Raw genomic sequence first — 26,808 nt, 5'->3', positions numbered from 1 at the left:
CATGGTATGATGTTATAAAAAATGCTATAGTTAAAACATTGGCGTATGAAAGGCCCAATCAATAGATTGGGCCTTATTTTATATGCAAAAGAAACAGGTATTTCGCGAAAAAAGTCATGATGACAGCGTTATTTTCAACATCGGAGCCTAGCCAATGGGCCAGTTTCTTCGTACTACAATGGCATATTTTGTGAGGAAAGTGAAAAATGAATTCGACAGTTAATTATATAAAAGAATGGCAGCAGGCACTTCAACTTGAAATCCTGCATTTGAAAAAATATGGTAGCACAAAATACTTGGTTTCGAACGGCCATCTGCTTACAAGCGACGGTTCCTTCAACTATTATTTTGAAACAGGTTCATCCATAAAAATCCCTGTCGGTTCCCTCGTTCGACTTGAATGGGGAGGGATTAAACAGGATGGAAGGATCCTCTCATCGGAAGGGAAAAGTATAATCATTGTTTTTGATCGCTCGTTAGGCGATATCATCAGTGAAGCCTTTTTATACCATGATCCCTGGGAATTGCTGGAGCAATTGATTATCCGCTTGGATGAAATCAAGAGGAGTAAAAGGAAAAGGCTTCGAATCAAGCGCCTGATGGATCCGTCCATGCCGCAAAAACATCCTTTAACTGAAAAACAAAGCAGTGTGAAAGAATTATATTCCCGTTCGAAGTTCAATCCTGTCACTTTTGTTTGGGGACCGCCTGGAACAGGAAAAACCTATACTTTGGCTCGTACAGTAGCCAATCATTATTTACAAGCTAAAAAAGTTCTGGTTTTGTCCCATAGCAACCAGGCTGTAGATGTTTTGATGGCTGAAATTTCATCATTCATTAAAAAGAAAGATCGTTTCAAAGAAGGCGATGTGCTTCGCTATGGATCTCAAATCGGTGAATCACTAGCTATCCATGATGATATTGTTACGGGGCAATTATTAGGTAAACATGAACCGACATTAATTAAAGAAAAAGAAGAACTTGGCGAAGAAAAACGTCTTTTAAAATATGATTTGGCAGGTTCCTTCAGTAAAAGGGATACAGATCAGTTAATTGAGATAGAGAAAAAGCTGGCCAAAGTATTGGAGAAAATCCGCCAAAAAGAGATTCAATTCGTAAAAGAAGCAAAAGTAATCGGGACGACCTTAGCTAAAGCCGCAAATGACGAAACGGTTTATCAAAAGGAGTATGATCTGGTCATCTTGGATGAAGCGAGTATGGCTTACGTTCCTCAGGTGGCTTTTGCTGCAGCGTTAGCCAAGCATATTATCGTTTGTGGTGATTTCAAACAATTGCCGCCCATTGCTTCGGCTCGTGATTCCCTCGTGAAACTTTGGCTGAAGGAAGACATATTTCATCGGGCCGGTGTCGCCCAGTCTGTTGAAGAAGGAGAACTCCATCCCCATCTATTCCTATTAAAGGAACAACGCCGCATGCATCCGGATATTTCAGCATTCACTAATCGTGTCGTCTATAACAATTTTGTTGGCGATCATAAAAGTGTTGCGACTAGCAGGGAGGGCATAATGCTGGCGGAACCGTTTGCCAATAGGGCATCGGCACTTCTTGATACTAGCTTAGCAGGGGAATATTGCATCACTGAACGGACATCCCACTCGAGAATGAATTTATGGCAATTGCTTTTATCTTTTCAGTTGATTCATGAAGCTTATGTGGGCGGTTCAAGGTCAATTGGTTATGTCGCACCATATCGGGCTCAGGCAGAATTGATGGAAAAGCTATTGGATGACTTATATGAAAAAGAACGGCAAACTGCGGATATCATCGCTGCAACTGTACATCGTTTCCAGGGAAGTGAACGTGAGATGATGATCTTTGACACAGTAGATAGTTATCCGCAAAACAGGGCTGGAATGTTATTGACAGGGAGAGAAAGTGAAAGGCTGATTAACGTGGCAATAACAAGGACTAAAGGTAAGTTCGTACATGTATGTGACACTTCGTTTGTTAACAAACACGTTTATCGCAGTAAAACACTTCGTCAGCTTGTCGATCATCAAATTCAAAATGATCAGATTGTATCAAAGAAAGACATTGGAAAATGGGTTAACCACCAGCACCCGAAATTACGATGGATGCATGCCCGTAAATTGGGGGACTTTCAGGGAGATATTGAAACAACAAAACATGACATGGTTATCGCTGTACCGGATTTGAACAGTTTGTCAGAAGAATGGCAGCAATATTTAATGAAACGGAACCCTGCAGTGAAATTGACGATCATATCAGCAAAAAGAAATCCTGATATCAACTCGGATCATTTTATTTGTTCACCTATTTCCTTTGCCTTTATCATCTTTGATCATCGAGTTATTTGGCTAGGTTTGCCCGTGGAGTCCAATAATCGGGTTCAGCCCCCATATTTAGCGGCTCGTTTGGATTCAAAAATCATGGCAGATGAATTACTCTCTCAATTCAAAAAAAGTGAATAGCTTTGGAAAGCCCCTTATAAGGGCTTTTTAGACTGTAGACAAACTCGATGAAAATCGAGTTTGTCTATTTTTATTGCTTGTACAATTTGGACGTTGATTGGAACGTAGGGCACTCGCTTTCCGCGGGCGGTCCGGGAGCCTCCTCGGCTTTCGCCTGCGGGGTCTGTCTCCCCTAGACTCGCTTTTCTAAGCAGGAGTCTCGTACACCCGCTCCAATCAACTTTGTCTTACCTTTTAGATAGAACACTTTTGCCTAGAGCCATTTTTGTTTTAAAATAGAAGTATTAAAACCTGGTGACACGGCATTTCTGGCAAACAAATGTGGAAGAAGCAGATCATCTGCGTCATCATCAAAATGTAAAACCTATATATGCGAAGCGTAAAGAATGAGCGTGTATTCGCAGATGCAAAAGAAAAGCATGGTATGCGTTGGACTACTTTAAGGGGACTTAAAAAATTGTCGATGCAGGCGATGCTTACCTTCGCTGCAATTAATTTAAAGAAGATGGCCAATTGGACATGGCGAGGACAAAAAATGGCATAAGAAAGTGGGCTCGTAGAGCCCACTTTCTCTTAACTTTAGGCGAAATTCAAAGGGGATTTCAAAAGGGGTTCAGAATTTTTTAATTCCGAACTTCTTTTGTCTACAAACTGGAAAGCCCCTTAAAAGGGCTTTTCTTTTTTACATAAATCCCTAAAAGAACCTCGCTAGAATAAATGATAACCATTTGAGCCACTTGCGTCCTTAGTGTATTAAACCAAACACCTCGCTAGAATACATAATTCACTTATACTCCCTAATTTGGATTCAACTCCTTATATTTTCTGCTAAAGGCTGCAAACTAAACAACAAAGCAAGCGTTTCAGGCGACTTTCGGCTGGTTATGATTTACGATTAAGTTACGAAAGCCAAGAAAGGAGGTAACAAATTGAAATTGAGCATATTGGATCAATCCCCGATTGCATCCGGGCAATCAGCACAAGAAGCTTTGCAGGCTTCACTTCAACTAGCTCAAGAAGGAGATAGGCTGGGTTATAGCAGAATCTGGTTTACTGAACATCATGATTTGCCTGGCTTGGCCTGTTCCGTTCCAGAGGTTTTGATAAGCTATATTGGTTCACAAACAAAAAATATCCGGATTGGATCAGGGGCAGTACTGCTTCCACATTATAAGCCATACCGAATAGCAGAGACATATAATATGCTAGCCACGCTTTTTCCAGGCCGGATTGATATCGGAATGGGACGTGCTCCTGGTGGATCTGCCGAAGCAACGATGGCCTTATCCGATAATTTCCTTCAAAATGTATATAAAATGCCCGAACTTGTTCAAGAACTGTTGAATTTTCTAAGAGATGAATTTCCGAAAGAACATCCGTTTTCAAATGTCTCTGCTGCTCCTATCCCAATACTATCCCCTGAACCATGGATATTGGGAACAAGCGGGAAAAGTGCAAAACTAGCCGCTGAGAATGGAACTGCATACGCGTTTGGGGAATTCATGAGCGAAAATGATGGCGTGCAGAGTATTAAACAGTACCGTGAGAATTTTCAAACAAAAGGGTTACTCAAAGCACCTAAAACGATTATTACGGTATCGGCCATTTGTGCTGAAACGGAAGAATATGCGAAAGAAATCGCCCTCAGCAACACCCTGTGGAAAATTCAAAGTGGACATGGGGAAAGAAAGCAAGTTCCAAGTATAGAAGAAGTAAGGAATCATGAATGGACTGAAAAAGAAAAAACACAGATGGAAACCATGCATAAAAAACTGATTCTTGGTACCCCTTCACAAGTTAAGGATCGCCTATTGACGATTCAGGAGAAATATCAGGCAGATGAAATCATGTTGATAACCATCACTCATAAGTTGGAGGATCGGCTTAATTCGTTTCGATTGATTGCCAGGGAAATTCTTAACAGTTAATCCTTAAGCATTTTATGTGCATTTTTTGTGTATTTTCTATATGATGGCTTTGCGTCCGATTTATCATAATTGAAAGAAAGAAGATGAAGATATGAATGCTGATCAATATGCAAAAAAACTTGGCGACATTTCTTTTTCCGTTCTGGACCTGGCTTCTATTGTTGAAGGTGGTACAGTTTCGGGAGCTTTTAAAAATACAGTAGAATTAGCTAAACATGTAGAGCAATGGAATTACAACCGTTTCTGGGTTGCAGAACATCATAGCATGCCTGGGATTGCAAGCTCTGCAACGTCAGTACTTATAGGCTATGTTGCAGGTAGGACGGAAAGGATTCGGGTAGGTTCTGGAGGCATAATGCTACCGAATCATGCACCGCTGGTTATCGCAGAACAATTTGGAACATTGGAAGCAATGTATCCTGGTAGAATAGATTTAGGACTGGGGCGTGCTCCGGGAAGCGACCAATATACAGCCATGGCACTTCGGGGTGATGTACGTAATAACGGTCAGGATTTTCCTGAACAATTGGCGCAGCTCCGTAGCTATTTAGATGCGGATTCTAAACATAATCGTGTTCGCGCCATTCCTGGAGAAGGGCAGGACATCCCGATTTGGCTGCTTGGTTCAAGTGGGTTCAGTGCAGCATTATCAGCACAGCTGGGATTGCCATTTTCATTTGCAAGCCATTTTTCCCCTGAAAATACTCAACCAGCTTTAGCCCGCTACCGCAATAATTTCCAACCATCCGACGTTCTAGATAAACCTTATGTCATGGTTGGTATCAATGTTTTTGCAGCCGATACTACGGAAGAAGCGCAAAGGATTGCTACTTCATATCAACAGCAGTTCTTGAATTTGATACGGAACACACCCGGTCAACTAGCTCCTCCAGTTGATACGATGGAAGGCCTTTGGACAGAATATGAAAAAGCCATTGTCATGAAGCAGCTGAACGCTTCCATTATAGGTAATCCAAAAGAGGTAAAAGAGCAGTTGCAGGGATTTTTAAATGAAACACAGGCGGATGAAATGATTATAAACTCTGCCATTTATGATCAGGATGCACGCCTTCGTTCTTATGAAATCATTGCAGAGGTTACTGGAATGAAATAATTGTTAAAGAATGAGCTTGCAGATCCCGTGTCTGCAAGCTTTTTTATAAAAATACATACCGATTGGCTTCATAAACATAGTTAGGAGAGAGTAATGAAACGAGAAGATCCTTTATTCTTAATATTTCACTTCACAGATAAACAAGGTGACAGCAGGCCACTATATTTTGCGAATCCGAAAAAAGTGATCACCGCCCATTCAATTGAGGATGTCCTTCCCCAATTCCAAAAAGTCCAGGAAGCGATCGAACAGGGGAATTATGCAGCGGGATATGTTTCCTATGAAGCGGCACCTGCTTTTGAACAATCCTTTAAAGTAAAAGATGGAGCCAAAATGCCATTATTATGGTTCGGGATTTTTGATAAACCGGAAGCGGAAATACCTGAAAAAGTGACCGAGGCTTTTCATTTAGCTGAATGGCAATCAGAAACGGATTCAAATGCCTATCGTTCTGGATTTCAAAGAATAAAATCAGAAATCAAGAAAGGCAACACATACCAAGTCAATTATACGATGCGTTTGCAATCTCAGTTCGAAGGAGATGACTTCGCTTTTTTTGAACGTTTGAAGAGAGCCCAACGCTCGAACTATAGTGCATATTTGAACGTGGGTTCACATCGAATCCTATCGGCTTCACCCGAGTTGTTTTTTCGTTGGGAAGATGGTCAGCTGATTACTCGGCCCATGAAGGGAACGGTAAAGCGGGGAACGACACTGAAAGGGGATCAGCTCAATGCTGAATGGTTGGCAGCCTCGGAAAAGAATCAGGCTGAAAACTACATGATTGTGGACCTGCTAAGAAATGATTTGGGAATGATTGCGGAACCAGGAAGTGTCGAAGTTCCACAACTTAAGGCAATTGAAAAATATCCGACCGTTTGGCAAATGACATCCACGATTACAGCCGATACGAATCCAGGAACAACAATCATTGATATATTCAAGGCCCTTTTTCCTTGTGGATCGATAACAGGGGCACCTAAAATTAAAACGATGGAAATCATCGCTGATATCGAGAATTCACCGCGTGAAGTTTATTGCGGTGCAATCGGGTTTATCACTCCTGAATCCGAAGCCGTTTTTAATGTGCCGATTCGTACGGTCGTGATTGATAAGGAAACAGGGAAAGCCGAGTATGGGGTTGGCGGGGGGATCACTTGGGATTCCGAGTTATCGGAAGAATATGATGAAGCCTTTTTAAAAGCCAAATTATTAACGGTTGAACGGCCTGCTTACAAACTATTGGAATCGATAAAGCTCAGCGATGGCGAATATTATTTGTTGAATGATCATATCGACAGGATGAAACAATCCGCTGAGTACTTCGATTATCGATTCTCTGAATTGTATCTTAGAGATCGACTCCAAAAGTATGCGGAAATAAACCATGGGACGCTCCAAAAAGTTAGGGTACTACTACATGAAAATGGTGAAATTGAAGTCTTGGGACAAGCAATCAAGCCCCTTGATCCAGAATTCAAGGCCATACTAGCTGAAGCTCCAATATCAAGGGCAAATCCATTTCTATTTCATAAGACCACCAATCGTGATGTCTATGAAGGCTTTCAAATGAATAATCCCGACTTCCAGGATGTTCTGCTTTGGAATGAAGAAGGATACATTACGGAATTCACGAACGGAAATGTAGTGGTAAAGATAAATGGTGACCTCTATACCCCTCCGGTGGAATCAGGTTTGCTTGCAGGAACATTTCGTCAAGAATTGATCAGGAAGAAGGAAATCAAGGTAAAAAACATTTCAAAGGCTGACCTCAATAACGCTGAGGAAATTTGGTTCATTAATAGTGTGCGAGGGAAATTAAAAGTGAAGTTAACTTTCTAAGCTGATAATTCGTAAAAAAGTGAAAAGTGTAATCTTTATTACAGTTTGTTGAGTTATAGTAGATGATGAATACTACATTTGGGGGAGGGACTGCTGAGGAGATGCATAAAATCGCAGGATTATCGATTAACGAATGGAAAGCGAAAGATCCTATACTTAATAATGTGATAAAGATGAATGAAGTCTTCTGGAAGAATCCAGATTACGGTAACAAACAAGAAAATCCAATCGTCCAAGCTGAACAAGTTAAATCGGCTGAAGAAATATTAAATAGATTTGCCAATTATATAATTAAAGCATTTCCAGAAACTGAACCAATGGAGGGGATCATTGAATCACCTCTAGTAGAGATTCCTTTCATGCAAAAAAACTTGGAAAAATCCTATGGAACTAAAATTGCGGGAAAACTTTTGCTGAAATGTGACAGTCATTTACCTATATCAGGTTCAATCAAGGCACGCGGAGGTATTTATGAGGTCTTAAAACGTGCTGAGGAAATAGCAATGAAGCATGGCGGTTTAAAGCGGACTGATAATTATGGAATACTTGCGAGTGATGAATATAAGGAGCTTTTTTCAAAATATTCGATTGCTGTCGGTTCAACCGGCAATTTAGGAATGAGTATTGGAATAATAAGCGCGAAGCTGGGATTTAAAGTAACGGTCCATATGTCTGCAGATGCCAAACAGTGGAAAAAGGATAAATTAACTAGTCTGGGTGTCATTGTAAAGGAATATGATGATGATTATAGTAAAGCTGTAGAAGAAGGCCGTAAAGAAGCATCACTTAATCCCGATTGCCACTTTATTGATGATGAAAATTCCATGGATCTGCTGCTAGGTTATGCGACAGCTGCAACGCGACTGAAGAAACAATTGAAAGATATGTCGATTGCCGTAGATGAAGATCATCCTTTGTTTGTGTACTTACCATGCGGTGTCGGCGGCGGGCCAGGCGGCATAACATATGGGCTCAAGTTAGCCTTTGAAGATGATGTACATTGTTTTTTTGCAGAGCCGACACATTCACCATGCATGACGCTCGGATTGATGACAGGACTTCATGACAAAGTTTCGGTTCAGGACTTTGGCATCGATAATAAGACGGAAGCGGATGGTCTTGCAGTAGGAAGGCCTTCAGCATTGGTTTCCAGTATGATGACGACCATGTTAAGCGGGAGCTATACCATTGAGGATAGAAGGTTATTCGAACTACTCAAGGAAATGGCAGAGACCGAAGGCCATTATTTAGAGCCATCTGCCCTAGCAGGAGCATTTGGTCCGATACAACTTTTGTCAGCTAAAGAAGGAAGGGAATATCTTATGGATCAAAAACTGCTGGATAAAATGAACCAGTCGACGCATGTCATCTGGGCTACCGGAGGGAGCATGGTACCAAAAGATATGATGGAACTGTATTTATCTAAAAGTTAAAAAAATCCACAAGAGTGGTCAGAATGCAGGCAAACTCGTAGAAAAATGAGTTTGCCTGCATTATTTTTATTTGAAAAACCTCTCAGTTGTTTTCAGACGAAGCCGTTTTTCGTCCAAACCGCACTTTATTTGACCGACAACGAATTATTCGAACCCCGGAGCATAAATTTTGCGGTCCGGATGATGATTCCGTTCCCTTAAGGTCGACGTCCTGCCAAATACTCCTCACCGCATGCTTCAAGCAGTGGCTGGGCTCCAGACATTCAATCCGAATTTCATCACAAAGAAAAGTCTTGTATTAAAATCAGGGTAATCATCCCGATACAATCGTGAGAGGGAATCAGGATGAGACCATTCCGAACCTCTTTTGACATTTTCATTGAAATATCTCCTAAAGTTAAGAAATTGGGGCTCTATGAGCCACTATGTTATGCCACTTTTGGACCTAGCCATGTCCAATTGGCCATATTCTTTAAATTAATGGCAGAGAAAGTAAGCATCGCTTGCATCGGCAACTTTTTAAGTCCCCTTAAAGCAGTCTTACTCATATCATGCTTCTTTTGCATCTACGAATACACACTCAATCGTTTATTTATGTTTCGCATATATAGGTTATAGATCTAAAAATGACGCAGATGATCTGCATCTTCCACGATATGCTTGTCAGAAATGCCGTGCCACTACTAAAAGCGCGTCTAGGGGAGACCCCTCAGGTAAAAGCCGAGGGCCGACCGCCGGCGGAAAGCAAGTGCCTGAAGTGGAAATCGACGTTCAATATGTAAAAGCTAAAAAAACTGTAGACAAACTCGAGCGAAAGTTTGTCTACAGTTCGTGAAGTTCATGACAGTGAACTTCTTTATATTTATAACCCCCATGAGTTCAATAAAAGGTGAATGGCTTTTTCCAATTCGGATTCAGGAATCCCTGCAAAGCCCAATATAATTTTTGGAGGATGTTCGTCAATTTTCTCGATTGAATATGTTGATAATCCATAAATTTTAATATGGTCTTCGTTTGCCTTTTGAATAAGTGTCTGTTCATCCATGCCGTTCTTGACGATGAGGACGATATGCAATCCTGATCGCTCTCCAATGATTTTTATTTGTTGATGGGGTTTAAATAGATCAATCACTTTATCCAACTTCCGACGGTACACTTTCCTCATCCGATTTAAATGCTTTTCAAAATCCCCTTCCTTCATGAATTGTGTCAACACGTGCTGATCAATCCGTGAAACGGTTGAATGGTAAAAAGACAATTCCTGTTGATGCATTTGTAACAATGGAGCGGGAAGAACCATATAACTGATCCGAATTGATGGCATCAATGATTTTGAAAATGACCCTAAATATATCACCTTATCACCAGCATCCATACTTTGTAAGGAAGGAATTGTTTTTCCACTATAACGAAATTCACTATCATAATCGTCTTCGATAATATAGCGGTTTGCTGCCCCTTGAGCCCAGTTCAACAATCGCGTCCGTCTGTTAACGGATAGGATTGTCCCATTGGGGAAGTGATGTGAGGGAGTGACATACACAACGTCGATGTTTGAATCTTCAATTTGGTTCACCTTTACGCCTTCTTCATCAATTTGCAGTGGATGGACTTCATTTGGGTAGCTGCGTAAAATCCGATGAATCAAGTGATACCCGGGATCTTCAACACCATAGATGGCATTTTTATCGAATAGAAGGACAAGCTGCTGTAATAAAATTTCCATTCCTGCACCAATGATGATCTGTTCTGGGACACATTGAACACCACGTGCATGATACAAATAATGGGCAATTTCACATCGTAATTCATATTCCCCTTGAGAATCCCCAAGTAAAAGAAGATCTTGATGTGATTCATCGATTTTGCTTTTCATGTATTTTCTCCATTTTTCAAATGGGAAATGTTCCGTGTCAATTTGGCTGGGATGAAAATGATATAGCAATTCCCCTTGTTTATGATTGATTTGTTCCACTGATACTTGGTTAGTTTGTGTATACTCTAAATCCTCGAAAGTTTGAATATAGTACCCTTTTCTTGGTATGACTTCAACGTATCCTTCAGCAGTCAATTGTTCATATGCAGTCTCCACGGTATTTTGACTTATTTGAAGGAACTCTGCCAATTTCCGCTTGGAAGGTAGTTTTGTGCCGTAAAGAAGACGGCCTTCAATGATTTCTTTTTTAATATATGAATATAATTGTTCGTACAAAGGTACTTCACTTAACCGATTTAAATCGCAAGAAAGCATATTCATTTTGTTGCCACCTTTTTGATAAATTTTTACTGACCTCATTAAACTTATTAAAACTGACACTTTCAATGTGGTCAACTCTTTTTTATACTAAGCCTAACAAATCTAAAAAATGAAAATATTAGGGGGAAGAAAAAAATGGAAAAATTATTAGGAACTGACACAGTAAAAAGAGGAATGGCACAAATGCAAAAGGGTGGCGTAATCATGGACGTCATTAACGCAGAACAAGCAAAAATCGCAGAAGCATCTGGTGCGGTCGCTGTCATGGCATTGGAAAGGGTACCTTCCGACATCCGTGCGGCTGGCGGCGTAGCAAGAATGGCAGATCCGCGAATTGTCGAGGAAGTAATGAATGCAGTCTCAATCCCGGTCATGGCTAAAGCAAGGATTGGCCATATCGTTGAATCAAGGGTCCTGGAATCCATGGGAGTGGATTATATCGATGAAAGTGAAGTGCTGACTCCTGCGGATGAAGAATACCATATTCTAAAAAGTGATTTCACAGTACCTTTCGTTTGTGGCTGCCGTGATTTAGGCGAAGCTGCGCGCCGTATTGGTGAAGGAGCATCCATGCTTCGTACAAAAGGAGAACCAGGAACAGGTAATATTGTGGAAGCTGTGCGTCATATGAGAAAGGTACAGTCACAAATTCGCAAAGTTAGCATCATGAGTGATGATGAATTAATGACAGAGGCAAAAAATCTTGGAGCCCCATTTGAAATTTTAAGAGAAATCAAACGCACAGGTAAATTGCCTGTAGTTAACTTTGCAGCGGGCGGAATTGCCACTCCAGCAGATGCTGCATTGATGATGGAATTGGGAGCAGATGGCGTTTTCGTTGGGTCTGGTATTTTTAAATCTGAAACTCCAGAAAAATTCGCATCCGCAATCGTTCAAGCGACTACATATTTCACCGATTATGAATTGATTGGCAAGTTGTCAAAAGAATTGGGCAGTGCAATGAAGGGCATTGATATTTCCAAACTAGCTCCGGCAGAACGGATGCAGGAACGTGGATGGTAATATGATAACGATCGGTGTTTTGGGATTACAGGGAGCGGTTGAAGAACACTTGAACCAAATCAAAGCTGCCGGCGAACAAGCGATTATAGTAAAAAAACCGGAACAGTTGCGGGAAATCGATGGCTTGATCATTCCAGGCGGAGAAAGCACGACGATGAGGAAGCTAATGGATCGTTATGGATTTATGGAACCGATCAAAACTTTCTTCGAAGATAAAAAACCAATTTTCGGTACATGTGCTGGGATGGTATTGGCGGCAAATGAATTGACTGGCGATGAGGTGGCCTATCTCGGACTAATGGACATTTCCGTGAAAAGGAACGGATTTGGACGTCAACGGGAAAGTTTCGAGGCTGACCTATCCATCAAAGGAATGGAAGCCCCATATAAGGCAGTATTCATCCGGGCGCCATTTGCTGATGAAGTTGGAGAAGGTGTAGAAGTATTGGCTGTTTATGAAGAGAATGTAGTGGCTGCGAGACAAGACCATGTCCTCGTAAGTGCATTTCATCCAGAATTGACAGGTGATGATCGCTTCCTTCAACTTTTCATTGAAATGGTGAAGACATCCGTAAGTAAGGCCGAATTGAAAACCTGCTAAACAAATGAAGCTGTCCTATTAATAGGACAGCTTTACTTTTGAAAGCTCAAAACTCTATAAAAATACATATTGCTTGAATTTACTATTCTTTACTTTTATATTAAAAAGTAAGTGTTTACTTACTTATTTGGAAGGGGAATGTATATGACAGCAAGAGTTGCAGTTATCACAGGGGGAGCAAGCGGTTTATGCCGAGCCACATGCCTGAAATTTGCAGCAAAAGGGGACAAGGTTTGTTGCGGATTTTAATGAAGAAATGGGTCGGGAAACCGTTGATCAGATAACAGCTAATGGTGGAGTGGCGATTTATGTTAAAACGGATGTTTCTAAGTAGGAAGATGTTGAATCGTTAATCAATAAAGCAGTGGAAACATACGGAAGGCTCGATATCATGTTTAATAATGCCGGCATTGGTGCGGGCGGTATGATCCTAGACCAAGATATGGAAGGTTACTACAAAACGATTGGGGTGAACCAGTACGGAGTGGCCATTGGAATCATGGCAGCAGGACGGAAAATGAAGGAACTGGGTAACAAGGGAGTCATTATAAATACCGCTTCCGTGTTTGGCTACTTAGCTTCCCATGGGACTTTTGCCTATCAGGCGACTAAAGGCGCTGTAAGAATGATGACACAGACAGCAGCTTTGGAATTGGGTGCTCATGGCATACGCGTTGTGGGCATTGCGCCGGGCGGGGTCGACACTCCTATCATACAAGGTTATAAAGACATGGGAATCATCGATAAATTGAAAGCAAGTCAAATGCGCGGTGAATTGATTAAGCCAGAAGCCATTGCAAATGCCGTCTATCTATTATCGTTAGAGGAAGCGGATGCGATCAATGGAAGTGTAGTCATGGTCGATGATGGCTATGCATCTTTTAAGTGATTTTTTTCATAAATAGAAAACATGTCCCAACCAGATGATGTTTTCTATTTATGATATATGGGAATATTGAATTCTAATAGATCAAAGGTAATATTGACCGATTGATACCAGCGATATATCATGGGAAATAGATGGGTGAAACCGGTCTTATCTTTATAAAAGAAGGTTGATATTTTTGAAAAAAGGGCAGCAAACCAAAGAACGAATCATAAATGTAGCCCGGACTCTTTTTGCCACTAAAGGTTTTGACATGACAAGAACGAATGAAATTGCCTCTGCATGCAATGTTTCCGAAGCTACTATTTACAAATACTTTGACAGCAAAAAAGATTTGCTTTTGGCTACAATTACCCCTAATGAAAAAGAGGAATCTGAAGATGGGACTAGCCATCTATCCACGGATGATCTAGTGGAGAATCATGTTACTACCATGATAAAAAAAATTCTTGAAAATAAAGAACAGTTTTCGATATTATTTAGGGAAACACAATTCGATCAAGATATTTCAAAGCAATATGTAGATCAGATTTTCAAGCCAAATGCCAGGCATATTGAAATACAGAAGAGAATAGATAGCGGAGAGATACAATATATCTCTGATATTATTTTATTTAATGTAGGGATCATTTCTTTCACATTGGCTTTATCTACACATTATGAGATCCATCAACAAAAAAAGGAGCCATATTTTACTTCTGAACGAATTAAGAGCATTGCTCAACTTTTGGTATATGGTATTCATGGGAAACAAAATCATACATAATGAAACGGTCATATTTAAGGGCATGAGCATCAAGCCGTAAATATGACCGTTTCTTTTTTCATTAAGAGTAGGAGTCCAGAGTGTAAGATTTGACTTATATTTTTCAGACAATTACGATAAATGTATACTTCACGAAATGCTTTAAGAAAATTATATCTGGAAATCTTGTAACATTGGAGGGTATCAAATGAGCGATATCGTAATTTTATCAGGAAGTCCGGCTATTCCATCAAGAACGGACATTTCACTAAAACATATTCAATCATTAGTCGAAAATGCAGGATTTACTACAGCTTATTTCTCGATTACGGATTTCTCAGCAGATGATTTATTCCAAGGGAAATATAATAGCGAGGATATCTCAAAGCTTTCAGAGCGAATTCAAGCAGCCAGAGGAGTCATTATAGGTTCACCGGTTTATAAGGCTTCTTATACAGGTGTATTGAAAGCATTGATTGATTTGCTGCCAGAAGGTGCTTTTAAGGGTAAGCCGGTGTTGCCAATCATGATTGGTGGAAGTAACAGGCATCTATTGGCGATTGACTATGCGCTTAAACCATTAATTTCAATATTAAAAGGCGAGCCGCTGCAGGGGATTTATTTTGTTGATAAGGAAATAGATAAACAGAATCCAGAAAATCCAATCAATGATTTGCATTTAATTGATCGCGTCCAGAGTCAGGTTCAAGAATTTGTAGAAGCGATACAGTTAAGAAATTAATGACTTCAATAAATTAATTCCTTCTATAAAAAGACTGGAACCTTAGAAATTTTTTTAGAATAATACGCGTCAATATTAGGCCTATTAATGAAAATAGACTCATTTTTTTGGAGATTTTATCTAAAAAGACGAGTCTATTTTCGTATTTATATGAACATAAAATCATAAATTGAATAGTGTGTATAAAAATAACAGTTCATCCATAATATTAAACCAAGTTATTTTATAAGAAAACTCCATTGACAAGGATTAAATATATGTTAATATTTAAAATAATAAAACTTATCCAGAGCGACGGAGGGAATTGGCCCTTTGAAGTCCGGCAACCTGCATGATGGATGCAAGGTGCTAACTCCAACAAAATGTTGATCATTTTGGAAGATAAGGTAAAGATATTTACCTTGCGATCTTTCCATCATGGAAAGATTTTTGTTTTTTGTGAAAATTTTAGGCAGACCATAACAATGTAAGGTTGTATGGAATTATATAAATCTAAAAAAATTAAAATAAAATATTCGCGGGTTTTCTTAAAGGAGGAACTGGTTTGAATAAAGAGAATCAGCTTGAAGAAATTTTTGAACGACTTCAAGAAATGCTTAATTCAATGAAATATGGATCCATTACACTTATTGTCCAGGATGGTAAAATCATTCAAATGGAGAGAAATGAAAAACTAAGAATTAAATAAGGTATCTGCTGACTAGAAAAACTAGAGGCGGGTTTAACTGATATAAAGAGAGTATTGGTTAGATTCGTCTCTTTTTCCTAGATTCAAATAACCCGGGGGATATTACAACGGGAATTGATCAACAGTTACTCTAACCTGATACAGCAAGTTTTTAGAGGGGGCTACAAAGTTGGCTGCATTAATAAACTATGAAAATTTCAATACAGGGGACTTCCCCGTATTTCCTGAAGACACTGAGACAAAAGGTGCTTTGGAAGTTCTGCAATGGGCGAATGACCATTATGGAGACAAACTGATTTATGCTTGCAGTTTTGGTATTGAAGGCATCGTGCTTACGGATTTATTGGCGAAGGTCAATCCTTCGGCAAAAATAGTTTTCCTAGATACAGATGTTCATTTTGAGGAAACTTACCAATTGATCGAGGAAGTGAAGAAGCGATATCCGAAGCTTTTGATCGAAATGAAGAAACCTGACTTGACGCTTGAGGAACAAGCGGCGGAATATGGCGATGAATTATGGCTTAGTGATTCCAATAAATGCTGTAACATCCGTAAAATCGTTCCGCTTACAGATGTGCTTTCATCGGCAACAGCCTGGCTTTCGGGACTGCGGAGGGAGCAATCCGAAACAAGGGCTAAGACCGAGTATATCAATAAGGATAATAAGTTCAAATCAGTTAAAATATGCCCGCTCATACATTGGACATGGAAAGATGTTTGGCGCTATGCCCACAAAAATGGACTTCCATATAATGTCCTGCATGATAATGGATATCCGAGCATTGGATGTAAAACGTGTACTGCACCTGCCTTCAATGCAGATGATTTACGCTCAGGCCGTTGGCAAGGGGCTCAAAAAACGGAATGCGGATTGCATTTATCTTAAATAAATAGAAATTATAGGCTTAAATAAATAGAAACCATAGGGGGAAATTAGCATGACAATCAGTTTACCGCACGGAGGAACATTAATCGATCTTTGGGAACCAAAATATGATTTTAGTAAAATAACGAAGTCAATCGAAATCGATGAAATTGCTTTAAGCGATCTTGAATTGATAGGGACTGGTGCCTACAGCCCGATTAAAGGATTTTTTACAAAAAGTGACTATGAGACAGTGGTAAAGGATATGAGGCTTAGCAGCGGACATGTATGGAGCATCCCGATTACGTTGCCTTTGACCGAAGAAACTGCAGGAAGCCTTACTATAGGTGAAGAAGTAACATTAACCCATGATGGTGAAACATACGGGGTTCTCTCCGTGTCCGACATTTACACTCCAGATAAGCAATTGGAAGCGACATTGGTATATCAAACAGCGGATGAGAAGCATCCTGGAGTGAAAAATTTATATAACCGCGGGGATGTATATGTCGGCGGGGAAATAAAGTTGATCAAGAGAATAGAGCGTCCGCTATTTCAAGCTCATTATTTGGACCCAGTCGAGACAAGGAAGGCTTTCGCTGAAAAAGGATGGGAAACGGTTGTCGGTTTCCAAACGAGGAACCCTGTTCACCGTGCACATGAATATATTCAAAAGACAGCATTGGAGATCGTCGACGGTTTATTCTTAAATCCTCTCGTCGGTGCCACTAAATCAGATGACATTCCGGCAGATGTAAGAATGGAAAGCTATAAAGTGCTGCTTGACAAATATTATCCTAAGGATCGCGTCTCCCTTGCAGTTTTTCCTGCTGCCATGCGTTATGCAGGACCTAGAGAAGCCATTTTCCATGCGATGGTCCGTAAAAATTATGGTTGCACCCATTTTATCGTCGGACGTGATCATGCTGGTGTGGGCGATTATTATGGCACATACGATGCCCAAAAAATCTTTGGGAACTTTAACGCAGATGAGTTAGGAATCACGCTATTATTCTTTGAACATAGTTTTTACTGTAAAGCATGTGGCAATATGGCTTCCGCTAAAACTTGTCCGCATGGCAAGGAAGATCATGTCATCCTGTCTGGAACGAAGGTAAGGGAAATGTTGCGTAATGGAGAAATTCCTCCAGCTACCTTTAGCCGTAAGGAAGTCATCGAGGTGTTGATAGAAGGTCTAAAAAAAAATGAAGTTTATAACTGATTGGACATAAATGGAAGGGCCACATGAAGAGGGGGATTATCAAATGAGTAAAAGTACGAATGTCACATGGCATGAGACGTCATTGACCAAGGAGCACCGACGGAAGCAGAACGGGCATGAAAGCACGGTTCTATGGTTTACAGGACTATCGGGTTCCGGAAAATCAACGATTGCAAACGCGGTCGCTAAAGAGTTATACAATCGGAATATTCGAAGTTATGTTTTGGATGGTGATAATATCCGTCATGGCTTAAATAAAGATTTAGGTTTTTCTGAAGAAGATAGAACCGAGAATATTAGGCGGATCGGTGAGGTTTCCAAGTTATTCGTGGATAGTGGGCAGTTCGTATTGACCGCTTTCATATCACCTTTCAGGGCAGATCGGCAGATTGTACGTGATTTACTCGAAGAAGGGGAGTTTATTGAAGTATACATAAAGTGTCCGATCGAAGAGTGCGAAGTGCGTGATCCAAAAGGACTTTATGACAAGGCCCGTAAAGGCATCATTAAAGATTTTACCGGAATCGACTCTCCATACGAAGAACCTGAACAACCGGAAATCATTTTAGAATCCGACCAATACAGCATTGAAGAGTGCGTTGAACAGGTAATCGGTTATTTAACAGCAAAGAAAGCGATTTAATCAAGGAGGAAATGTAATGGTTTACGAGAAATTTTGGTCGGAAAATCCACTAATCGCTAAAAATAAAACGGAAATCTGGAAATTGGAAAAAGACGGCTTGAAGATATTTGATGATATTCCACATTACGCAGCAAATGGGTTTGATTCCATCCCTAAAGAGAAATGGGATATGTTCAAGTGGGCAGGTTTATACCTGCAACGGCCAAAAGAAGCTGGTTATTGGATGATGAGAGTCGTTATTCCCGGAGGTATCCTGACTTATGATCAACAAATAACTCTAGCTAACATCGCTAAAGATTACGGGAGGGACGTATATGACATTACAACCCGACAAGCCATTCAATTCCATTGGCTGACCATCGAACAGGTCCCGGATATATTGAATCGTTTAGAAAAGGTTGGAATGACTACGGCTGGAGCTTGTGGTGATATAACCCGTAATATCATCGGTAATGCATTGGCAGGCATCGATCCTGATGAACTTTTTGATACACGCGAGGTACTTTATGATGTATTTGAGTATTTCCGCCTTAACGAAGACTATTCGAACCTTCCGCGGAAATATAAAATGTCCATAAGTGCCAATATCCATAATGCTTCAAATGCTGAAATCAACTGTGTTTCCTTCAATCCAGCTACTAAAGTAATTGATGGAGTAACGGAAGTCGGTTTTCACGTAAAAGTAGGGGGTGGGCTTTCCTCCGTTCCGATGCTGGCAGAAGAACTTGACTTATTCATTTTACCTGAAAAAACGGTGGAAGTGGCTGCCGCCATCACTACGATATTCCGTGACTTTGGGTACCGTGAAAAGCGTCATCGCTCACGTTTGAAATTCCTTGTCGCTGACTGGGGTCCTGAACAATTCAAGGAAAAATTGCTGGAATACACCGGTCCGCTTCCTGAAAAGGGAGAAAGTGCGGTGAAGGGATGGAATGCAGGGTATTTCTACGGCATCCATAAACAAAAGCAAGATGGTCTGAATTATGTTGGCGTCAATATACCAGTTGGTCGTCTAAACCCAGACGAAGTGATCGAGTTTGCCGAACTTGCAAAAAAATATGGAAATGGTGAAATCCGCAACTGTAATTCTCAAAATCTAATCATTCCTAATGTGCCGGATGCAAAACTTGAGGAATTAAAGCAGGAATCCATCTTCGAAAGATTTCCATATCAACCAAAGAAATTCATTGGGTACTCCGTTTCGTGTACAGGCATCGAGTATTGCAACCTGGCTCTTGTTGAAACGAAAAACCGAATGAGGACCATTTCTGAATCACTGGACAAGGAAATAGATCTCGATGTGCCTGTAAGGATGCATATGGTCGGCTGTCCGAATAATTGCGGTCAAAGAGCCATCGCCGAAATAGGGCTGCAAGGCATAAAAATGAAAAATCAGGATAAAAAGATGGTCGAGGCTTTTGAGATATACGTTGGAGGAACGCTGAATGAGGGCGGGAAGTTCAATGAAAAGCTTAAAGGAAAAGTGGAAGCTGAAAAGCTCCATCATGTTTTGAAAGAAATGATCCTATTTTTCAAAGAAACTAAACTTCTTTCCGAAACCTTTCTCGACTTTGTGGAAAGGGTAGGGGTAGACGAATTACAAAGTAAACTTGATGATATATTAGCGGAAGTGGCCGTTTAATAGGGGAAGGTAAGCATTCCATGAATCTATACCGTTTTGAAGTCACTATCAAGGAAAAACCAATTCATGTCATCATTGTTGCCGATTCAGATGAAAAGGCGTTTGATCTTGTTGATATCGAGCTGGAAAAGCATTATTTGAAAATGCCTGAAGTGGATGACATCTCATTATATGAAAAAAGGAAAATTAAAAATGGAGCAGGTTTCGTTTTATCGGAATTCGAAACAATTCTCTAAGGGAAGGCAGGATGCAAAAATGGGGAAAGTATATCTAGTAGGAGCCGGTCCCGGAGATCCAGATTTAATTACATTAAAAGGATTAAAATGCATCCAAGAAGCTGATGTCATTTTATATGATCGACTTGTCAATAAAGAACTTTTGAATCATGCAAAAGACGGTGTCGAGCTGATTAATTGCGGTAAACTGCCGGATTATCATTTGTTGCAGCAGGATACCATCAATCGGTTCCTCGTTAAATATGCAAAAAAGGGAAAAATAGTCACCCGTTTGAAAGGCGGCGATCCATTCGTCTTTGGGAGAGGCGGTGAGGAAGCGGAAGCCCTTGCCAAAAGTGGCGTGAGCTTTGAAATCGTACCAGGAATTACGGCTGGAATCGCTGCTACAGCCTATGCGGGAATTCCAGTTACACATAGGGACCATGCTTCATCATTTGCAATTGTTACCGGTCATCGGAAAAAAGATGAAGAGGATAATATAAAGTGGGAATCCCTTGCAAAAGGAATCGATACATTAGCCATTTATATGGGTGTTAAAAACCTGCCATATATTCAAGGAAAACTTTTGGAACATGGAAAAAGCCCCGAGACTCCGGTAGCCCTTATTCATTGGGGTACATTAACAACGCAAAAAACAGCTGTCAGTACGTTGGCTAAAGTAGTGGAAACCGCCAATAACGAACAAATTTCGAATCCTTGCATGATAGTCGTGGGGGATGTCGTTAATTTACGGGAAAAAATCAAATGGTTTGAAGGAAAACAAACCGAAAATTTGTTGGCGAATGAGGCCTTTTAATGGAAGCCATTTTATATATTTGCCATGGCAGCCGTGTTAAAGAAGCTTCAGCCCAAGCCATTGATTTTATTAAAGTTTGTATGCAAGCACAGCCATATTCCATTCAAGAGTATTGCTTCTTGGAATTGGAAACTCCTACGATTGAAGAGGCCTACGAACGATGCGTCCAAAAAGGTGCCACGAGAATATTGGCCATTCCAGTTCTATTGCTGACAGCTGTACATGCAAAACATGATATTCCAGTCATATTGAATAAAATGAAAGAACGGTACCCCGCCGTTGAATTGAAATACGGAAGGCCGATTGGTGTCAGCGAGAAAATGGTTGACATTTTAGTGGAACGGTTGGAGGAAACAAATGTAAGTGTTACAGAGGATTCCTTGGTTTTATTGGTTGGAAGGGGCAGCAGTGACCCCGACGTGAAAAGGGATTTATCTCGATTGGCCGTTTTGCTAAGGAACAGGTTTCCAAAAATCCGGGTGCAAGAGTGTTATTTGACAGCTGCCACACCAAGCTTTGGAGAAGCGTTAGAATTTGCGGTGGAATCTCGATCAAACCAAGTATTTATCATTCCTTACTTATTGTTTACAGGTCTCTTAATGCAGTCGATTGAAAATAGTATAAAAAAGATCCAAAAAAAGGGGAAGCAAAGAATCATACTTTGCCAATATTTAGGTTATCACCCAAAGATTGAACAAGCAATATCAGAACGAATTCATGAAGTGAGTGGGGAGGGAGCCTATGTATCCAATTACGCTTAATATCGAGAACAGAAAGTGTGTCATAATTGGCGGTGGTAAAATAGCTTACTTTAAAGCGGGCCCCTTATTGGAAGCTGGTGCTGAAGTTACCGTCGTAAGCCCCGAAATATGCACAGGTTTTCAAGTGTTGGAGAAAGAAGGTAAGATTCGGGTCTTACTTAAAGAAGTGGAAGAAACTGACTATAATGATGCATTTTTAATCATTGTTGCTACCAATTCTACTGAAGTAAATGAACGAGTTTACGAGAATGCATCCGAAAGTCAGTTGGTTAACGTAATCAGCAATCATGAGTTGGGTAATTTTCATATACCGGCCACATTGAATAGAGGCATGCTTTCCATAAGTGTTTCTACCAATGGAGCAAGTCCAACGCTCGCAAAAAAAATACGGAATGACCTAGGTAAAGTATATGATGAATCATATGAAGAATATCTTGAATTCCTTTTTGAAGCAAGAATGATTATAAAGAATGGGTCATTTTCAAAAGAAGAAAAATCTAAATTATTGAAAGATTCAATAGAGGATATTTATAAATATTCCTTAAAAGAAAGATATCGTTTTTTAGCTAGGCTTTTACCAGTAGAAGCTGAAGAAAATATATCATTGGGCTGATCAGAAAAACTGAAGGCACCTAACCAACATGTCATTTCATTTTGGTTAGGTGCCTCTTTGTGCCTTAAAGGAAATCTAAATGATGTATACAGGCAAACGGTACCATCGGGTCGATGATATAGGTTCTATTTTAGTGAAAAAAGGGGAATGTCATGAAAAAGTTAATCGTTTTGGCCTTTATCGGGTTTTTAGCCCAATTAATCGATGGTTCGCTTGGAATGGGGTATGGAGTGAGTTCCACTTCCTTATTGTTGACATTCGGGATTGCCCCTGCAGTAGCATCAGCATCCGTTCATTTATCGGAAGTAGTGACCACAGCAGTATCCGGAGCCTCACATATAAAGTTTGGGAACGTTGATAAAAATATGGTCTATCGCTTGATCATTCCAGGTTCTGTTGGTGCATTTGTAGGTGCATGTTTCCTGAGTAACCTGCCAGCCGAATTAGCAAAACCGTATATTGCCATATTTTTATTTGGTCTTGGTGTATACGTTTTATTCCGCTTTTTATTTATTTTTAAACCGTCAAAGGAAAATGAAACCGTAAAGCCATTGACAGCAAAACAATCCATTCCGTTAGGCCTTTTTGCAGGCTTTTGTGATGCAACAGGCGGAGGCGGTTGGGGACCCATTGCAACACCCGTTTTATTGTCAAAAAAAGGCATGACGGCAAGAAAAGCTGTAGGAACTGTAGATACGAGCGAATTTGCCATTGCTTTCTTTGGAAGTCTTGGCTTTATCATTTCTCTTGGATGGGAAGCTGTCAATTGGCTTTGGGTCGTAGCGTTGATAATTGGAGGAGTGGTTGCCGCACCAATTGCAGCCTGGCTCGTCAGGATGCTTCCTGCTCAATTAATGGGTGTTTTAGTGGGCGGTTTCATTATCTTAATCAATGTAAGAACATTATTAGCTGCATGGATTCCGATTGAAGCCCATATATACATCTATACTGGCATCGTGATAATATGGTTTTCTGGAATTCTCCTTACCATCAATAAAATGGCCAATGCGAGAAAAGATGATCATATCGAACACCGCCAGAATGTTTCCTGATTTCCGAGTTTGAAAGAAGCGAATGTACACAAGTTGCAAATTCAGATGCGTAAATAAACTCGTAGGTATGTATGTGCCTACGAGTAAAGTCGTTTGCCAAATGGAATGCGACTATAAAGTTGCTGCGGTTTTAATAAAGGATCTTGATCTTATTTAATAGATTCATTACCATTTTTAAGGGTTCCTAAAAATCGAGAGACTTATCACTCCAATGTATAAGAATTCATAGTACCCCTTACTAAAGTAAGCCATCGGAGAGATTTGAATGATTTTAGAACAGAAGCAGAATCAATAATTTATAGCTCCTACTGTTCAAATGAGTGATTTACACTTTCACATAATATAATAGGGGGAACTATTTCTTTTACTCTATCGAATTTAAATCCCTGCCTGTTTGGATATCGGCATTTGATTGATGGAGGCTAATTCAGCGTCCAAAAATTCCCGTGATTTCCACCAGAAATAACGGGTCTTTCGCTTGTCTTGGTTTCCCCAATAACCCTCCCCGTGCCTACAATTGGTCTTCAAATCACTACTAGTAAATGACTGGGCAAATTGAATGCACTCAGCCATATTCTTAATGTCCTTTAGCTTTCTGTCATTTCCGACGATGAGTACATGAAAAAAAATCGCGGATATCCTTTAATTTAAATCCCTGCAAGCTTTGAAAAGCATGCAGGTTTTTGCTTTATGCCGGGACATCGGAAAAACCTGTTTATTCCTTGGAAAAAAATCTTTACCTCCACTATGGTATCCTATTCATATCTAATGTCTGGCAGTTTGTCCAGTGAAGGCGAACATAATGTTTTAGGAGCAATAGGTCTTCTAAATACAATTTGTCAGGTATGCACCCATACTATGTAGCAGTCACCGTTCAAAAGGTAGTTAAATATTTTTCAGTTTTGTACAATGATTAAATAGCAAATTTGAAAAGGAGTTTTAATATGGAAGGCATCTCTGATCATTTAAAGGAAAATTTGGATATTTTGTTCGTAGGTTTCAATCCAAGTATTCGTTCAGGTGAGACTGGTCATCATTATGCGAATCCAAATAATCGCTTTTGGAAAATCCTCTTCGAGTCCGGGCTGACACCAAGGAAATATGAACCGACTGAAGACTCTTTATTGCTGGATTTAGGTTATGGTTTTACCAATATCGTTTCCAGGCCTACAAAAGGAGCGGACGATATCACTAAAGAAGAGTACATAAAAGGAAGGAAACAATTAAAAAGGAAAATAAAAAAGTATAAACCTAAACTTGTCTGTTTTGTAGGAAAGGGTGTCTATCAGGAATATCGTCAATTACGAAAAATCTCATGGGGGCTGCAAGAAGAAACCACATCCAATGAGACCATGGAATTCGTTGCCCCTTCTTCCAGCGGTTTAGTTAGAATGCCGATAAATGAGATCATCGAAATATATAGTGAGTTGCCCATTCTGCTTCGCCAGCTGAAAAGCAATTGAAGAAACTTATTAAAACAACGGTGAAATTATACGAGTCAGGATAATGCTAAAATGGAAAAGCGGTGGCTTTTCCGAGGTCAATGATGGTGAATTATTGCCAAGGAGTAAAGAATTGTATACCTATTTTATGGGATACCTAAGTATCGGTTTTGCTAACAGGCTCGTTCATACCTAGAATCGGTCTTTTGGCGTTGCTTAGTAATAATGCGCAGATTCCTGAATGGGGCATCATTTGGCTAAAGCATGAGCAAGTAGCCTTAATGGCGGCGCTTTTTGCATATAGAACAGGTCTTTTCACTTTAGGATAATGGGTTGGATTTGGCAAAATCTTTTTACAGCTTTCCTGGCTGCCGTTTTTACGAGAAGACGATTGGCTACGGTTATGATTGGCTTGCTTTCCTTGATGAAATTACTGAATTTCTTTTAATGATTACTAAACATTTTAATGATAGGCCGATATAACTAGTAATGGATTGCCATTACTGGTTTTTCATTTCCCAAGAACATATTTCATAAACCGCACCTTTTTGAGTTCGTTCATTACGGTTAGGCAAATGACGTTTTTTAATGAACATTGGAAGCTTGATTATCAAAATGGCCAGTGATTACATAAACTAGGGTGAATGTACTTCTGAATGGTCGTTTTGGTTAGCAGAAATGAAAGCGCTTCTAATTGAAAATGAAACAACCAACGTTTAGAAAACGGGAGTCTGTCTACAATGGGAATAAGCAAATAACTATGGAGGTGTTCAATTGATGAATGTTAATGGTGCCCTAGAGGTTCTTGATCGCATGCGGCTTCCTAATGGTGCATATACTGCAAGCGTTTCCGATGATTATAATTATGTCTGGATAAGGGATGTCGTTTATACAGTAATACCTTTTATAAATGATCCGTCCAATCGTTACGAAAAAGCATATCATGCTTTATTCGACTTATTTCAAACCTATGAGTGGAAGATAGATATTCATACGGTGCAGAAACCCCAGTTTCTATTTGAACATATCCATGCAAGGTATTCCACTGAGCTAAAAGAACTGCCCGATGAGTGGGGGCATGCCCAAAATGATGCGGTAGGTGCCTTTTTATGGGGTGTCGGTGAAGGATATAGGCATGGTAAAAAGGTGATAAGAAACCAACGTGATTTAGAAATTGTCCAAAAGCTGGTCAATTACTTGGAATGCCTGCAATATTGGCAGTCGGAAGATAACGGGATGTGGGAAGAAAATATAGAAATCCACGCTTCAAGCATAGGTGCATGTGTTGCTGGATTGAATTCAGTCAAAATGCTGGTAAACGTCAAGGAAGAACTGATTAAAAAGGGAGAAGAAACACTTCGTTTCCTGCTTCCAAGGGAAAGTTATTCAAAAGAGACGGATTTAGCCCTTTTATCGTTGATTTATCCGTATCGGCTGGTAGACCGTGAAATAGCACTTGAAATATTGAAGAATGTCACAGAAAGACTAGAAAGAACAAATGGTTGCATTAGATATGAGAAGGACCTTTATTATAATGACGGTCAAGAAGCGGAATGGTGTTTCGGGCTTCCATGGTTGGGCTTATGCTACCTTGAACTTGGCATGATGAACAAAGTCAATGAATATATAGATAAAACAAAAATGATCATTCCGGAAAATTGGGAAGTTCCTGAGTTATATATTGGAGGCAGTAATATACCAAACGGGAATACTCCTTTGGCATGGTCAGTCTCATTATCCTATTTATTCTTGACGAAGACTTCCATGATTCGAAATGAACAAATAACATGAAGCATTCATACTGGATTCCTTAAAGCTCTTCCC

Annotated in this window: 24 protein-coding genes, 3 pseudogenes and 1 riboswitch; of the genes and pseudogenes, 24 read left to right on the top strand and 3 right to left on the bottom strand. The window is 40.0% G+C overall.

Features of this window, described 5'->3' with window-relative positions; translation table 11 throughout:
• Positions 1-206 precede the first annotated feature (206 nt).
• From ACJ9PY_RS13350 to ACJ9PY_RS13325, 6 genes and pseudogenes are all read left to right on the top strand, one after another.
• The gene (locus tag ACJ9PY_RS13350; RefSeq protein ID WP_411738331.1) at positions 207-2,453 is read left to right on the top strand and encodes an AAA domain-containing protein; all 2,247 of its coding nucleotides are present in this window, start codon (positions 207-209) and stop codon (positions 2,451-2,453) included.
• A 291-nt stretch (positions 2,454-2,744) separates the two neighbouring features.
• Positions 2,745-2,997: pseudogene (locus ACJ9PY_RS13345) on the top strand (transposase); the annotation flags it as partial.
• 385 nt (positions 2,998-3,382) lie between these two features.
• Positions 3,383-4,381 carry an LLM class flavin-dependent oxidoreductase gene (locus ACJ9PY_RS13340; RefSeq protein WP_411738330.1) on the top strand — a complete coding sequence of 333 codons (999 nt, stop codon included), beginning with the start codon at positions 3,383-3,385 and terminating at the stop codon, positions 4,379-4,381.
• 91 nt (positions 4,382-4,472) lie between these two features.
• Entirely contained in the window at positions 4,473-5,495 is a 1,023-nt protein-coding gene (locus ACJ9PY_RS13335) for an LLM class flavin-dependent oxidoreductase (protein ID WP_098864587.1), read from the top strand.
• A gap of 93 nt (positions 5,496-5,588) precedes the next feature.
• The gene (gene pabB, locus ACJ9PY_RS13330; RefSeq protein ID WP_411738329.1) at positions 5,589-7,337 is read left to right on the top strand and encodes an aminodeoxychorismate synthase component I; all 1,749 of its coding nucleotides are present in this window, start codon (positions 5,589-5,591) and stop codon (positions 7,335-7,337) included.
• Between the two features lie 101 nt (positions 7,338-7,438).
• Complete coding sequence (locus ACJ9PY_RS13325; protein WP_411740278.1) at positions 7,439-8,770, top strand: D-serine ammonia-lyase; 1,332 nt, start codon at positions 7,439-7,441, stop codon at positions 8,768-8,770.
• A gap of 428 nt (positions 8,771-9,198) precedes the next feature.
• Here ACJ9PY_RS13325 and ACJ9PY_RS13320 read toward each other — a convergent pair.
• Positions 9,199-9,379 (bottom strand): annotated as a pseudogene (locus ACJ9PY_RS13320) (transposase); the annotation flags it as partial.
• A 253-nt stretch (positions 9,380-9,632) separates the two neighbouring features.
• Complete coding sequence (locus tag ACJ9PY_RS13315; RefSeq protein WP_063576141.1) at positions 9,633-11,027, bottom strand: PLP-dependent aminotransferase family protein; 1,395 nt, start codon at positions 11,025-11,027, stop codon at positions 9,633-9,635.
• Positions 11,028-11,162: 135 nt separating this feature from the next.
• Here ACJ9PY_RS13315 and pdxS point away from each other — a divergent pair, with 135 nt between their 5' ends.
• The 15 genes and pseudogenes from pdxS to ACJ9PY_RS13240 all read left to right on the top strand — a co-directional run bounded on the left by pdxS (position 11,163) and on the right by ACJ9PY_RS13240 (position 23,542).
• Positions 11,163-12,050, top strand: coding sequence for a pyridoxal 5'-phosphate synthase lyase subunit PdxS (gene pdxS, locus ACJ9PY_RS13310; RefSeq protein ID WP_034306956.1), 888 nt, complete (start codon positions 11,163-11,165; stop codon positions 12,048-12,050).
• 1 nt (position 12,051) lies between these two features.
• Positions 12,052-12,651, top strand: a complete 600-nt coding sequence (gene pdxT / locus ACJ9PY_RS13305) for a pyridoxal 5'-phosphate synthase glutaminase subunit PdxT (RefSeq protein WP_063576142.1) — start codon at positions 12,052-12,054, stop codon at positions 12,649-12,651.
• A gap of 144 nt (positions 12,652-12,795) precedes the next feature.
• Positions 12,796-13,540: pseudogene (locus tag ACJ9PY_RS13300) on the top strand (SDR family NAD(P)-dependent oxidoreductase).
• A 175-nt stretch (positions 13,541-13,715) separates the two neighbouring features.
• Complete coding sequence (locus tag ACJ9PY_RS13295; protein WP_034306949.1) at positions 13,716-14,303, top strand: TetR/AcrR family transcriptional regulator; 588 nt, start codon at positions 13,716-13,718, stop codon at positions 14,301-14,303.
• 187 nt (positions 14,304-14,490) lie between these two features.
• Positions 14,491-15,024, top strand: a complete 534-nt coding sequence (gene ssuE / locus ACJ9PY_RS13290; protein WP_048680796.1) for an NADPH-dependent FMN reductase — start codon at positions 14,491-14,493, stop codon at positions 15,022-15,024.
• 279 nt (positions 15,025-15,303) lie between these two features.
• Positions 15,304-15,412, top strand: a riboswitch (SAM riboswitch).
• A 156-nt stretch (positions 15,413-15,568) separates the two neighbouring features.
• On the top strand, positions 15,569-15,712 hold the full coding sequence (locus tag ACJ9PY_RS13285; RefSeq protein WP_082609336.1) for a YezD family protein: 144 nt from the start codon (positions 15,569-15,571) through the stop codon (positions 15,710-15,712).
• A 169-nt stretch (positions 15,713-15,881) separates the two neighbouring features.
• Positions 15,882-16,598 (top strand): phosphoadenylyl-sulfate reductase, encoded by a 717-nt coding sequence (locus ACJ9PY_RS13280; RefSeq protein WP_057277554.1) that lies wholly within the window; start codon positions 15,882-15,884, stop codon positions 16,596-16,598.
• A 52-nt stretch (positions 16,599-16,650) separates the two neighbouring features.
• Complete coding sequence (gene sat / locus ACJ9PY_RS13275) at positions 16,651-17,799, top strand: sulfate adenylyltransferase (RefSeq protein ID WP_057277555.1); 1,149 nt, start codon at positions 16,651-16,653, stop codon at positions 17,797-17,799.
• A gap of 43 nt (positions 17,800-17,842) precedes the next feature.
• Positions 17,843-18,442: an adenylyl-sulfate kinase gene (gene cysC, locus ACJ9PY_RS13270; RefSeq protein ID WP_048680807.1), complete on the top strand. Its 600-nt coding sequence runs from the start codon at positions 17,843-17,845 to the stop codon at positions 18,440-18,442.
• Positions 18,443-18,458: 16 nt separating this feature from the next.
• A complete protein-coding gene (locus ACJ9PY_RS13265) occupies positions 18,459-20,084 on the top strand; it encodes a nitrite/sulfite reductase (protein ID WP_034306938.1) in 1,626 nt (541 codons plus the stop codon).
• 20 nt (positions 20,085-20,104) lie between these two features.
• Complete coding sequence (locus tag ACJ9PY_RS13260) at positions 20,105-20,320, top strand: DUF3906 family protein (RefSeq protein WP_063576145.1); 216 nt, start codon at positions 20,105-20,107, stop codon at positions 20,318-20,320.
• Positions 20,321-20,339: 19 nt separating this feature from the next.
• Positions 20,340-21,116 carry a uroporphyrinogen-III C-methyltransferase gene (cobA, locus tag ACJ9PY_RS13255; protein WP_057277558.1) on the top strand — a complete coding sequence of 259 codons (777 nt, stop codon included), beginning with the start codon at positions 20,340-20,342 and terminating at the stop codon, positions 21,114-21,116.
• Positions 21,116-21,877 (top strand): sirohydrochlorin chelatase, encoded by a 762-nt coding sequence (locus ACJ9PY_RS13250; protein WP_411740218.1) that lies wholly within the window; start codon positions 21,116-21,118, stop codon positions 21,875-21,877. The genes cobA and ACJ9PY_RS13250 overlap by 1 nt, the downstream gene beginning before the upstream one ends.
• Positions 21,858-22,490 (top strand): NAD(P)-binding protein, encoded by a 633-nt coding sequence (locus ACJ9PY_RS13245; protein ID WP_052137252.1) that lies wholly within the window; start codon positions 21,858-21,860, stop codon positions 22,488-22,490. Before ACJ9PY_RS13250 ends, ACJ9PY_RS13245 begins: the two co-directional genes overlap by 20 nt.
• 152 nt (positions 22,491-22,642) lie before the next feature.
• A complete protein-coding gene (locus ACJ9PY_RS13240; protein ID WP_098864581.1) occupies positions 22,643-23,542 on the top strand; it encodes a sulfite exporter TauE/SafE family protein in 900 nt (299 codons plus the stop codon).
• A 378-nt stretch (positions 23,543-23,920) separates the two neighbouring features.
• Here ACJ9PY_RS13240 and ACJ9PY_RS13235 read toward each other — a convergent pair whose 3' ends face one another.
• The gene (locus ACJ9PY_RS13235) at positions 23,921-24,115 is read right to left on the bottom strand and encodes a hypothetical protein (RefSeq protein ID WP_106028195.1); all 195 of its coding nucleotides are present in this window, start codon (positions 24,113-24,115) and stop codon (positions 23,921-23,923) included.
• 371 nt (positions 24,116-24,486) lie between these two features.
• Between ACJ9PY_RS13235 and ACJ9PY_RS13230 the strand changes: the two genes are divergently transcribed.
• From ACJ9PY_RS13230 to ACJ9PY_RS13220, 3 genes are all read left to right on the top strand, one after another.
• Positions 24,487-25,005 carry a mismatch-specific DNA-glycosylase gene (locus ACJ9PY_RS13230; protein ID WP_411740217.1) on the top strand — a complete coding sequence of 173 codons (519 nt, stop codon included), beginning with the start codon at positions 24,487-24,489 and terminating at the stop codon, positions 25,003-25,005.
• Positions 25,006-25,048: 43 nt separating this feature from the next.
• Complete coding sequence (locus tag ACJ9PY_RS13225) at positions 25,049-25,180, top strand: hypothetical protein (RefSeq protein ID WP_283928563.1); 132 nt, start codon at positions 25,049-25,051, stop codon at positions 25,178-25,180.
• A 581-nt stretch (positions 25,181-25,761) separates the two neighbouring features.
• Positions 25,762-26,775, top strand: coding sequence for a glycoside hydrolase family 15 protein (locus tag ACJ9PY_RS13220; protein ID WP_411740277.1), 1,014 nt, complete (start codon positions 25,762-25,764; stop codon positions 26,773-26,775).
• Positions 26,776-26,808: the final 33 nt, after the last annotated feature.

It is taken from the genome of Peribacillus sp. S4, from assembly GCF_046715815.1.
Classification (GTDB): domain Bacteria; phylum Bacillota; class Bacilli; order Bacillales; family DSM-1321; genus Peribacillus; species Peribacillus frigoritolerans.
This window is presented reverse-complemented; position numbering and strand designations above follow the sequence as displayed.